The 10541-nt window shown below is 70.3% G+C and carries 12 protein-coding genes; 2 read left to right on the top strand and 10 right to left on the bottom strand.

The annotated features are described in order from the left end of the window. Positions 1-7: 7 nt before the first annotated feature. Complete coding sequence (locus tag RGE_RS15085) at positions 8-460, bottom strand: type II toxin-antitoxin system RatA family toxin (protein ID WP_014429300.1); 453 nt, start codon at positions 458-460, stop codon at positions 8-10. 43 nt (positions 461-503) lie between these two features. Between RGE_RS15085 and smpB the strand changes: the two genes are divergently transcribed. Next, positions 504-971 (top strand): SsrA-binding protein SmpB, encoded by a 468-nt coding sequence (gene smpB / locus RGE_RS15090; RefSeq protein WP_014429301.1) that lies wholly within the window; start codon positions 504-506, stop codon positions 969-971. Between the two features lie 94 nt (positions 972-1065). Next, positions 1066-1464 carry a VOC family protein gene (locus tag RGE_RS15095; protein WP_014429302.1) on the top strand — a complete coding sequence of 133 codons (399 nt, stop codon included), beginning with the start codon at positions 1066-1068 and terminating at the stop codon, positions 1462-1464. On the opposite strand, the gene RGE_RS15100 is transcribed toward RGE_RS15095, so the two are convergent. The 9 genes from RGE_RS15100 to RGE_RS15140 all read right to left on the bottom strand — a co-directional run bounded on the left by RGE_RS15100 (position 1455) and on the right by RGE_RS15140 (position 10538). Next, entirely contained in the window at positions 1455-2099 is a 645-nt protein-coding gene (locus RGE_RS15100) for an AraC family transcriptional regulator (RefSeq protein ID WP_014429303.1), read from the bottom strand. The genes RGE_RS15095 and RGE_RS15100 overlap by 10 nt on opposite strands. 3 nt (positions 2100-2102) lie before the next feature. Further along, entirely contained in the window at positions 2103-3257 is a 1155-nt protein-coding gene (locus RGE_RS15105; RefSeq protein WP_014429304.1) for a PLP-dependent transferase, read from the bottom strand. A 13-nt stretch (positions 3258-3270) separates the two neighbouring features. Then, positions 3271-4659 carry a 30S ribosomal protein S12 methylthiotransferase RimO gene (gene rimO / locus RGE_RS15110; RefSeq protein ID WP_014429305.1) on the bottom strand — a complete coding sequence of 463 codons (1389 nt, stop codon included), beginning with the start codon at positions 4657-4659 and terminating at the stop codon, positions 3271-3273. Between the two features lie 43 nt (positions 4660-4702). Beyond that, complete coding sequence (phaR, locus tag RGE_RS15115; RefSeq protein WP_014429306.1) at positions 4703-5194, bottom strand: polyhydroxyalkanoate synthesis repressor PhaR; 492 nt, start codon at positions 5192-5194, stop codon at positions 4703-4705. Positions 5195-5262: 68 nt separating this feature from the next. Further along, entirely contained in the window at positions 5263-6111 is an 849-nt protein-coding gene (locus RGE_RS15120) for an alpha/beta hydrolase (protein ID WP_014429307.1), read from the bottom strand. Beyond that, on the bottom strand, positions 6108-7571 hold the full coding sequence (locus RGE_RS15125; RefSeq protein ID WP_014429308.1) for a hypothetical protein: 1464 nt from the start codon (positions 7569-7571) through the stop codon (positions 6108-6110). Before RGE_RS15125 ends, RGE_RS15120 begins: the two co-directional genes overlap by 4 nt. After that, positions 7571-8638, bottom strand: a complete 1068-nt coding sequence (locus RGE_RS15130) for an alpha/beta fold hydrolase (RefSeq protein ID WP_014429309.1) — start codon at positions 8636-8638, stop codon at positions 7571-7573. Before RGE_RS15130 ends, RGE_RS15125 begins: the two co-directional genes overlap by 1 nt. Before the next feature lie 2 nt (positions 8639-8640). Further along, positions 8641-10236: an alkaline phosphatase family protein gene (locus RGE_RS15135; protein ID WP_014429310.1), complete on the bottom strand. Its 1596-nt coding sequence runs from the start codon at positions 10234-10236 to the stop codon at positions 8641-8643. Then, the gene (locus RGE_RS15140) at positions 10233-10538 is read right to left on the bottom strand and encodes an acyl carrier protein (protein WP_014429311.1); all 306 of its coding nucleotides are present in this window, start codon (positions 10536-10538) and stop codon (positions 10233-10235) included. The genes RGE_RS15135 and RGE_RS15140 overlap by 4 nt, the downstream gene beginning before the upstream one ends. Positions 10539-10541 lie beyond the last annotated feature (3 nt).

Raw genomic sequence — 10541 nt, forward strand, 5'->3', positions numbered from 1 at the left:
ACGGCGCTCAGCGCGCGCCGTAGACCGATTCGGCGCGTTTGACGAAGCAGTCGACCAGCGTGTTGGCGACGCGGTCGAAGACCGGGCTGACCACCGCCTCCAGCGTCTTGCCGGCGAAGGCGTAACGCAGGTCGAGTTCGACCTTGCAGGCCCGCGCCTCAGTGCCGGCGCCGCCCAGCGGGTGGAACAGCCAGGTGCCTTCGAGCAGCGAGAACGGGCCGTCGACGAGCTTCATCAGCACGCACTCGGGCGGCGTGTTCTCGTTGCGGGTGGTGAACGCGTGCTTCACCCCCATGTAGTGCATGCCCAGGCGTGCGGTGACGCCGTCCTCGTGCGTCTCGAGCACGTCGGCGCGGTCGCACCAGGGCAGGAACTGCGGGTAGTGGTGGACGTCCGTCACCAGGTCGTACATCTCCCTCGGGGAGTACCACAGCAGGACCGACTTCTTCACGTGCTTCATACAATGCTTCGATTGTAGGGGGCCACCCCTTCACGACGACTCCATGGCCAACATCGCAGAAAACCGCCGCGCCCGTTTCGAGTACCACATCGACGAGCAGTACGAAGCCGGCATCGTGCTGTCGGGCTGGGAGATCAAGGCCATACGCGCCGGCCAGGTGCAGCTGACCGACGGCTACGTGCTGATCCGCGACGGCGAGCTGTTCCTGATCGGCTGCCGCATCAACGCGCTGCGTTCGGCGTCGACCCACGTGCTGCCCGAGCCCGACCGCACGAAGAAGCTGCTGATGAAGAAGGACGAGATCCGTCGTCTCGTCGGCAAGGTCGAGCAGAAGGGCTTCACGCTGGTGCCGCTGAACCTGCACTACAAGGGCGGGCTGGTGAAAGCCGAGATCGCGCTGGCCAAGGGCAAGGCGCAGCACGACAAGCGCGACACCGAGAAGAAGCGCGACTGGGAGCGCGAGAAGGGCCGGCTGATGCGGCACAAGGTGTCGGGGCCGGCCAAGGACTGAGGCCGGGGTTCCCGCGCTGTCGGGAATCTTCAAGACGGCGCCGCGCCGCGCGGCTCAGACTGGCGCCTCACTCCACGACCGCAGGACACACCGCATGGCTTTCGCCTACACCATCCTCTACGTCGACGACGTCGCCCGCAGCCTGGCCTTCTACGGCGCAGCCTTCGGCCTGGCGCAGCGTTTTCTGCACGAAGGCGGCGACTACGGCGAACTCGACACCGGCGGCACGACGCTGGCCTTCTCGTCGCGCCGCTTGCTGCGCGAGATTGGGCACCACCCGCAGCGCGCCGACGCCGATGCGCCCTGCTTCGAGATCGCGCTCACCTTCGACGACGTGCCGGCGGCGATGCGCCGTGCCGTCGAGGCCGGCGCGCGGCCGATGCAGGAGCCGCGGCAGATGCCCTGGGGCCAGACCGTGGCCTACGTCGCCGACCCGGAAGGCGTGCTGATCGAACTCTGCACGCCCATCGCGCCTCTGGCCGCTCAGGCGTAAGCGGGTTCGGCCAGCAGCGCCAGCAGGTCGGCACGCCGGCGCAGCGCAGCCGGCGTCTGGCCGAACCAGGCGCGCAGCTCGCGCGTCAGGTGCGCCTGGTCGGCGTAGCCGTGCTGCGCCGCCAGGTCGGCCAGCGGCTCGGCGGTGGCGAGCGCGCGTGCGGCGCGCCGTGCACGCGCCAGGCCGTGCCAGTAGCGCGGCGGGCGGCCGGTGGCCGTGTGCAACAGGCGCTCCAGCGTGCGCTCGCCGACGCCGAGCTGGCGCCGCGCCGGCAGCACGCCGCCGGCCGTGGCCAGCGCCTGCAGTGCCTCGTCGAGCCGGGCATCGAGCCGCACATGCTCGGCGATCAGCGCCAGCGCCTCGGCTTCGTCGCGCTCCGGGCGCGCGCGCAGCGCGGCAAGCAGCGGCGCTTCGGCGATGCGGGCCGACGGGCGCAGGCGGAAACCGACGAAACGGTCCCCGACCTCGCTGCGGACCGTGTAGGCGCCGGTCGGCAGGTCCGAGACGAACCAGGCCGGCCGCGCCCCGTTCGGGCAGGACAGGATCAGGTCGCGGCAGCCGTCGGGCAGCACCGTCGCGTCGACGGCCTCGACGGCGTGCGAGCGCCAGCAGGCCAGGACCGCCGGCGCGTCCATGCGTCAGCCCGCCAGCGCGGCGAGCGCCTGCTCCAGGTCGGCCTTCAGATCGGCCACTTCTTCCAGCCCGATCGAGAAGCGCACCACCGTGCCGTCGTAGGCGGGCTTGGCGCGCATCTGCTTCATGTCGTAAGGCACGACCAGGCTCATCGGCCCGGCCCACGAGAAGCCGATGCCGAACAGCTGCAGCGCGTCGACGAAGCGGTCGACCTGGGCGCCGCTGAAACGCGGATCGACGACGACCGAGAACAGCCCGGCCGCGGCGCGGCAAGTGCTCTTCCAGTGCTCGTGGCCGGGCGCGCCGGGCAGCGCCGGGTGCAGCACACGCCTGAACTCGGACCGTGTGGCGCACCAAGCGGCGAGCTCGCGCCCGGCGGCATCGGCGGCGTGATAACGCAGCGACAGCGACGGCAGCGAACGCAGCATCGCCTCGGCGTCGTTGGCGCCGACGCCCTGCCCCAGCCGGCCATGCGTCATGTGGATGCGGTCGGCCAGCTCGGCGTCGCGCGTGACGACCGAGCCCATCAGCACGTCGCCGCCGCCCGAGGGGTACTTGGTCAGCGCCTGCATGACGACGTCGATGCCGAGATCGAAGCCGCAGAACGCGAGACCGGCGCCCCAGGTGTTGTCCAGCGCCGTCGTCACGCCGCGTTCGCGGCAGACGGCGACCAATGCGGGCAGGTCCGGGAACTCCATCGTCACCGAGCCCGGCGCTTCCAGCCAGACGAGTTTCGTCGCCGGGCCGATGGCCGCGGCCAGCGAGGCCAGGTCCATCGGGTCGTAGAGCTTGTGCGTGATGCCCCAGGCGGCGAGTTCCCGCCGCGCCAGTTCGCGGCTCGGGCCGTAGACGTTGTCGGGCAGCAGCAGCTCGTCGCCGGCCTTCAGCAGCGCCATGTTCACCAGCGCGATCGCCGCCAGCCCGCTGGGCACCAGCACGCAGTGCGTGCCGCCTTCCAGCGTCGCGATGCGCTCTTCGAGCGTGAAGGTCGTCGGCGTGCCGTGCAGGCCGTAGGTGTAGCCGCTGCGGTGGCGCCAGTCGCGCGCACGCATCGCCGCGACGTCGGGGAACAGCACCGTCGAGGCCTTGTACACGCCGACCTGCGGCGCGTCGAAGCCGGCCGGCGGCCGGTACGGGTGGTGGATCAGCTTGGTGGTCATGGAGCTTCGGGGGTCAGAGCGCCATGGCGACGAGGTCGTGGCCCTCGGCGGCGACGATGCGCGCGCGGACGAACTCGCCGACCTTCAGCGTGCGCGAGGCCTTCTGCGGCGGCAGCAGGCGCACGGTGCCGTCGATCTCGGGCGCGTCGGCATAGCTCCGCCCGACGCCGCCCTTGCGGCCCAGCGCCGGCGCGTGGTCGACCAGCACCTGCATCGTCTGGCCGACGCGGCGCTGCAGCCTGGCGACCGACACCGCCTCGGCGACTTCCATGAAGCGCGCGCGGCGTTCCTCGCGCACCGCGTGGGGCAAGGCGCCCGGCAGCTCGTTGGCCGGCGCACCGGCCACCGGCGAATAGGCGAAGCAGCCGGCGCGGTCGATCTGCGCCTCGGCGACGAAGTCCAGCAGGGTCTGGAACTCGGCCTCGGTCTCGCCGGGGAAACCGGCGATGAAGGTCGAGCGCACGACGAGCTCGGGGCACAGCTCGCGCCAGCGCGCCAGGCGTTCGAGGTTGCGTTCACCACTGGCCGGGCGCTTCATGCGCTTGAGCACGTCCGGATGAGCGTGCTGGAACGGCACGTCCAGGTACGGCAGGATGCGGCCTTCGGCCATCAGCGGCAGCACGTCGTCGACGTGCGGGTACGGGTAGACGTAGTGCAGCCGCACCCAGGCGCCGTGCGCCTCGGCCAGCGTGGCCAGCTGCTCGCAGAGGTCGGCGAAACGCGTCTTCACCGGGCGGCCGTCCCAGAAGCCGGTGCGGTACTGGGCGTCGACGCCGTAGGCGCCGGTGTCCTGGCTGACGACCAGCAGCTCCTTGACGCCGTTCTCGAACAGCGCACGGGCTTCGCTCAGAACCTCGCCGACCGGACGCGAGACCAGGTCACCTCGCATCGTCGGGATGATGCAGAAGCTGCAGCGGTGGTTGCAGCCTTCGCTGATCTTGAGATACGCGTAGTGGCGCGGCGTCAGCTTGATGCCGGCCTCGCCACGGAACTCGGCGCGCACCTCGGGCACGAGGTCGACGAAGGGGTCGTGCGGCTTGGGCACGTGGCGGTGCACCGCGTCCATCACCTCCTGCGTCGCGTGCGGGCCGGTGACGGCCAGCACCTTGGGGTGCACCTGCTGCACCATGTTGCCGCCGTCGTCGCCGGCGCGTGCGCCCAGGCAGCCGGTGACGATGACGCGGCCGTTCTCGGCCAGCGCCTCGCCGATCGTGTCCAGGCTCTCCTTGACGGCGTCGTCGATGAAGCCGCAGGTGTTGACGATGACGAGGTCGGCGCCGGCGAAGGACTTCGAGGTGCGGTAGCCCTCGGCGGCGAGCTGGGTGAGGATCAGCTCGGAGTCGGTCAGCGCCTTGGGACAGCCCAGCGAGGCGAAGGCGACGGTCGGAACGGTTTCTTGCATCGGCGGATTTTCCCAAATCCGCCGGGGCACCGGCCGTGAACGCTTATCGCTTTCCCGGCGGGAAGCGCCCGAACACCGCCATCTGGTCCTGCATCGCCTCGAAAACGGCGCGCGACTGGTCGAGGTAGCTGGTCATCAGGTTCGGGAACACCGGCGGCTTGCCACCGACGAACTGCTGCTGCAGCTCGACGAAGGCCTTCAGGTTCTGCTCGAGCATCGCGCCCATCGGCCCCTGCATCGCGCTGCCGTAGAAGCGGATGATCTGCGCCAGCATCTCGGTGCTGAACATCGGCACGCCGCCCGACTCTTCCTCGAGGATGATCTGCAGCAGGATGCTGCGTGTCAGGTCGTCGCCGGTCTTGGCGTCGCGCACCTCGAACTGCTCGCCGCCCATCACCATGCGCTTGACGTCGGCCAGCGTGATGTAGCTGCTGCTGCGCGTGTCGTAGAGGCGCCGATTCGGGTACTTCTTCAGCGTCCTCGGTCCGGGCTGGGCGTTGGCGTCGGCGGCCGGAGCACGGCGGGACGTGGGCATGCGGCAAGGCTCCTGTCGATGGGTCGAGCGTCGATTCTAGAAGCGCGCCGGGCCCGCACCGCCGCGGTTTACCCTGCGGCCGGCGGCGGCGTGAAGACCTCGGCCAGGAAGGCGTCGACGGCCTCGGTGGGCTGGCCGCCCTGCCCCAGGCGTTCGTTGAGCTCGGCGTGGGTCAGCGGCAGCGGCAGCGCCCGCGCGCGGCCGCCGCGCTCGACCAGCCGGGCGGCGAAACGTTCGGACTGGCGCACCGAATCCTCGCGCAGCGACGAGCACGGCAGCAGCACCGGCGGCGGCGCCGCGAGCGTCGCCGCGCGGTGCCAGGGCGAGGCTGCTTCCCAGCCTTCGCGCGTGTCGCCGAAGGCCCGGTCGTGCAGCGGCAGATGCGCGCCCTGCATCACCTCGACGACGTCCAGCGCCGCGCTGTCGACCAGCACCGCGGCCGCCGGCGGCTTGCAACCGGCGGCCGCGGCCAGCGCCGTGTCGGCCAGCACCAGCGCCGCCAGGTGCGCGCCGGTCGAGTGGCCGAGCACGACGATGCACGCGGGGTCGCCGCCCCAGCCGGCGCATTCGCGCTGAACGAAGGCCAGCGCACGCGCGACGTCGGCCGCCTGCTCGCGCGGGCCGGCCCAGGGCAGGCGCCGGTAGTTCAGCGCGACGACGATCCAGCCCTTGGGCCCCCAGTGCGCCAGCTTGTGACCGACGACCTGCGGCTGCTGCTTGTCGCCGGTGACCCAGGCACCGCCGTGCACGACGACGAGCAGCGGCGCGCGCTGCGCCTTGGCCGGGCGGTAGACGTCCAGGCGCTGCGCCGGCCAGCGGCCGTAGGCCAGGTCGGCCTCGAGCACGGTGCCCGGCGGCGGCGGCGGGAACTCGGCGCTGTCGCGCCGCCGCAGCCAGCCGCCGGTGTCGGGGCTCACGGCTTCAGGGCCTCGTTGGCGGCGAAATGGATCTCGCAGCCGCCGCGCGGGTTGGGCACGTAGCGGTCGCCACCCAGCGGCATGATCTTCGGCCCGAAGGGGTTGGCGGTGCCGCAGAACAGCCCGTACGGCGAGGACACCAGCGTGCGCAGGCCCATGTTGAACGGGTTGTCGAAGCCGTTGTTCGTCACCGGCACCCAGTTCTCGCCGTCGAAGCTGCGGTACAGGTCGAAGCCCGAGTGGTGGTCGAGGATGGCCTGCGCGCCGACGTGGTTGATGACGTTGGCGAAGGCCTCGGGCCAGCGGCTGCGGTTGGCGTAGCCGACCAGCGTGCTCCACTCGAAGGTGCTGAGGTAGAGCCAGCCGTCGTGCTCCACCATGCGCCAGAAGTAGCCGTTGAAGAAGTTGTTGAAGCCGGGCATGTAGCCCGACAGCGGGATCTTGTAGCCGTCGGGCGTGTCGCGTTCGTCGCCGACCAGCAGGTCCCAGGAGCCGTCGGGCCAGACCCGCACCAGTTCCGGCGGCGCCGGGCCGACCTTGTTGGCGGTGTCGATGCCGCCGCCCTGGATGCCGCTGCCGATGTAGAGCGCGCCCTTGAACGGCAGCATCGACAAGGTGCACTGGTTGAGCTTACCGCGGCCGGCGCCGCGCTCGATCACCTTCTCCCAGACGTAGGGCTTGTCGCCTTCGCAGGTGCTGCGCCAGACCTGGTAGCCCTCGAGGTTGAAGGTGCCGACGTAGAGATGCTCGCCGAAGCCGCACATCTCGAAAATCGTCTTGTTGCCCGGGTCGCCGAAGCCGAAGTCGCTGACCGGCTCCCAGCCGCCGTGCGAGGGGTCGGCGCTCTCGTAGACGACCGAGTGCGCGGAGATGTTCGGATTGCCGCCGCGCGAGCCCGCCGGCGTCGTGAACAGCCGCCCCTTGAACTCGGTGACGGTGCGGATCGTCGTCACCGGCAGGCCGGTGAGGCCGGGTTCGCAGGTCGGCACGAAGTTGCGGCCGTCTTCCGAGCGCAGCAGGTGCGGCCCCGGCCCGCGCGCCGGCGACCAGGTGCTGACGAACAGCGCCGGCGGCTCGACGCCGCGGCCCGAGTAGACGAGCATGCCGCGCAGCCCCAGCTCGCGCGGGATCGGCTTGCCGTGGCTGCCGATGATCGTCGGCGACTTGAACACGCGCTCCCACTCGTCGGTGAGCGGGTCGTAGCGCCAGATCTCGGCGTGCATGTCCAGGTCGAACGGGTTCTCCGGGCACTCGACCGGCCAGACGTCCATCGCGATCGGCAGCCGCGCCTTCATGAACGGGAAGTTGCCGCGTGTCGTGCCGACGTAGAGATGGCCGTTGAACCAGGCCATCGAGTGCGCGTAGGCGTTGTTGCCGTCGCCGAAACCGCCGCGAGCGACGCAGCGGAAGTCGCGCCGGTTGAGCCCGGGCCAGATCCCGAGCCGGTTGGCTTGAACCATCAGACCGTCACCGCCATGTCCGAGATGTAGCGTGCGAGCGCCTCGTGCGCCTCGTCGGGCGTCGCATACGGGCCGACGTGGCCGCGCTCGCGGGTGCTGAAGTGCCAGGCGCCGTCGATCTTGAAGACGCGGTCGCTGCGGAAGTGCCGGCGCTGTTCCTCGCCCGAGCGCACGATGGGCCGGCGCGCGTAGTCGCCGCGCCAGAAGCGTTCGCACTCGTGCATCACGTCGTCGGGGCGCGAAACGGGGAAGAAGTGGCCGGCGTCGCGCACGCGGCGGAACTCGCCGTGCGGCCAGACGTCGAGCAGGTCGCCGCCGGTCAGCCGCGCCTGCGAATGGTCGCCGTAGAGCGCGAGGATCGGGAACAGCAGCCGGCGCAGCGCGTCCAGCGCCAGGCCGTCGTCGCCCATCAGCTCGGTGCCGGCAGTGGTCTCGTCCATCAGCTTGACCCACTGCGACGCACTGCGTTTGCCGTGGCGGCCGAGGATCGGGCCGACGAGCTTCATCAGGTCCTCGCCGACGTGCTCGTGGCGCAGCTGCAGGTGCGCGACCTCGGTCAGCAACCGGCAGCCGAAGTACGGATCGTGCGTGTCCAGCGCCAGGCCGTGGCGGTCGAGCACCGACTGCACGTAGGCGCGCCGGCCCCATTCGCGCGGCGTCGCATGGCGGCGCGCGGCCGAGATGTGGCTGTCGCAGAGCACCAGGCTGGCCACGCGCGACGGCTCCAGGCAGGCGGCGTTGAGCACTACGACGCCGCCGAAGCTGTGCGCCACCAGGTGCGCGCGGCGGATGCCCAGCGCGTCCATCAGGCCGAGCAGATCCTGACCCAGCCCCTGCGGCGTGTAGCCGTCGGCGCTGAGCTCCGAGCGGCCGTGGCCGCGCAGGTCGAAGAGCGTGACGCGAAAGCGCTTGGCGAAGGCCTGCGCATAAGGCAGGTACCAGAACGCCATGTTCGCCGCGAGGCCGTGGACCATGATCAGGTCCTCGCGCGGCCCGCCGTGATGGTGGTGCGGCTCGTCGACCTGAAGGTAGTTCAGGCGCGCGCCACGCACCAGCGCGAACGGCATGCCTACTCCATGTAGCCCAGCAGCTGCAGCTGGGCCATGATCTGCGCCTTCTCGTCGTCGGCCATCGCGTCGCCGTCGCCGCCCTTGGCGCCGGTGGTCGGCGCGCCGATGACGACCGGCTGCGCCTCCTTGTGCGCCGCGGTGAACATCGCCTCGGGCACCTGGCCCTCGAAGTCGCTGGGCACCGGCAGGCCCAGGCTGTAGAGCAGCGTCGCGCCGACGTCCATGATGCGGCGGCGACCGATCTGCTTGCCTTCGGCGATGCCGGGGCCGCAGGCGATGAAGACGCCGTCCGGATGGTGCGTGCCGGCGGGCTCGGGGCGCTTCTCGACGACCGGCAGCTTGTTCTTGATCGAGACGAAGCCGAAGTCGCGCAGCACCAGCTGCAGGTCGGGCGCGTCGCCCATCGCCGAGCCGGGGAAGACGTCTTCGCGCTTGTGGATCTCGGTGACGATGCGCTCGCCGGTCTCCGGGTCGCGGAAGTCTTCGAGGTCGCGGATCAGGCGTTCGCGCGTGGTTTCGTACTCGGCCAGCGGGATGCCCGGCTGGCCCGGTTCACGCGCGACGCGGATGTTGATGCCGTTGCTCGACGGCGTGCGGCAGTAGGCCACCGTCTTGCTCCAGTCGAGGTAGGCGAACATGCTGTCCTCGCGGCGGCGGCCTTCCTCGGTGTCGGGCACCGGCTTCCACGCCAGCCAGCCCTTCTCGCCGAGGTAGGTGTTGATGCGCACGACCTCGGTCGTCGCGGTGAAGCCGTGGTCCGAGGCCATGAAGACCTGCACCTCGGGGCCGGCGGCGGTCACCAGGGCCTCGATGAAGCTGTCGAGCTGGCGGAAGTAGTCCAGGCACAGCGAGCGCATGCGGCGGTGGTACTCGCCGTCCTCAGGGCTCTGAAGCGCCGGGTCGAGGTACTGCCAGGCTTGGTGCTGCAGCTTGTCGACGCCGTCGAACATCACCGCCATCAGGTCGGGCGCTTCCTCGCGCATCAGGAACTCGGCGATGCGGAACCACTGCTTCTCGCGCGGCAGGTGGTAGCGCACCCAGTTCTCGCGGTCGTGGTCCGACAGGCTTTCCATCGCCTGCTTTTCCTGCTCGAAGTCCCAGGCGAGTTCCTGCGCGCTGAACTCGGGAATCGCCTTCAGGCGGTCGTACAGGTCGGCCGGCGTCGTGTTGCGGCGCAGGTGGCGCCAGGGCACGAAACCCGGGACCATGAAGCCGTTCAGGTCCTTCGGCGGCGGCGCGGTGAACGGGAAGTTCAGCGCCGCGACCTTCTTGCCCTGGCGGCTGGCGATCGACCAGATCGTCTCGACGCGGCAGTCGCGCGAGTCGTAGAGCGTGAAGAACACGTCTTCGCCACGCTCCTCGGCGCGGATGAAGTCGAAGACGCCGTGGTGGCCAGGGCTGCGCCCGGTCATCAGCGACACCCAGGCCGGCGGTGTCAGCGGGTTGGGCGTCGAACGCAGCTTGGAGCGCGTGCCGCGCTTGAACAGGCTGCCCAGGAAAGGCATCACCGGCGCGCCGTCGGCGGCCGAGGTGAGCTGGTCGAGGACGGTGAAGGTGGCCCCGTCCATCCCGATGAAAAGCGTCTTGACGGTCACGTCGCGGTTCCCCCGCCTGCGGCGATACGGGTTTCGATGAAGGCGGCGATCTGGCTCACGGACAAATCGCCGACATAACTGCCGTCGCGCATCAGGAGATTCTGGAAACCCAGTTTGCGGGAATAGGCTTCCTCGAGCGCGACGCAGAGCTGAATAATATCCACGGAGGCGAACTCGAGATTCGCCACGAGTTGCGTCGAGGGACCGACGCCGCCGTCGAGTTCGAGCCCCCAGTCCTGGATCAGATCCTCGATCACCGCGATCACGGTAGCTTCTGCGGTGGCCTTCAGCAGACTGCTCATGGG

This window comes from Rubrivivax gelatinosus IL144 (assembly GCF_000284255.1).
Classification (GTDB): Bacteria; Pseudomonadota; Gammaproteobacteria; order Burkholderiales; family Burkholderiaceae_C; genus Rubrivivax; species Rubrivivax gelatinosus_A.

Coding starts and splice junctions, on each gene's coding strand:
- smpB (WP_014429301.1), top strand. CDS start 504: ATGGCCAACATCGCAGAAAACCGCCGCGCCCGTTTCGAGTACCACATC.
- RGE_RS15125 (WP_014429308.1), bottom strand. CDS start 7,571: ATGGTTCAAGCCAACCGGCTCGGGATCTGGCCCGGGCTCAACCGGCGC.
- RGE_RS15140 (WP_014429311.1), bottom strand. CDS start 10,538: ATGAGCAGTCTGCTGAAGGCCACCGCAGAAGCTACCGTGATCGCGGTG.
- RGE_RS15085 (WP_014429300.1), bottom strand. CDS start 460: ATGAAGCACGTGAAGAAGTCGGTCCTGCTGTGGTACTCCCCGAGGGAG.
- RGE_RS15100 (WP_014429303.1), bottom strand. CDS start 2,099: ATGGACGCGCCGGCGGTCCTGGCCTGCTGGCGCTCGCACGCCGTCGAG.
- RGE_RS15130 (WP_014429309.1), bottom strand. CDS start 8,638: ATGCCGTTCGCGCTGGTGCGTGGCGCGCGCCTGAACTACCTTCAGGTC.
- rimO (WP_014429305.1), bottom strand. CDS start 4,659: ATGCAAGAAACCGTTCCGACCGTCGCCTTCGCCTCGCTGGGCTGTCCC.
- RGE_RS15095 (WP_014429302.1), top strand. CDS start 1,066: ATGGCTTTCGCCTACACCATCCTCTACGTCGACGACGTCGCCCGCAGC.
- RGE_RS15105 (WP_014429304.1), bottom strand. CDS start 3,257: ATGACCACCAAGCTGATCCACCACCCGTACCGGCCGCCGGCCGGCTTC.
- phaR (WP_014429306.1), bottom strand. CDS start 5,194: ATGCCCACGTCCCGCCGTGCTCCGGCCGCCGACGCCAACGCCCAGCCC.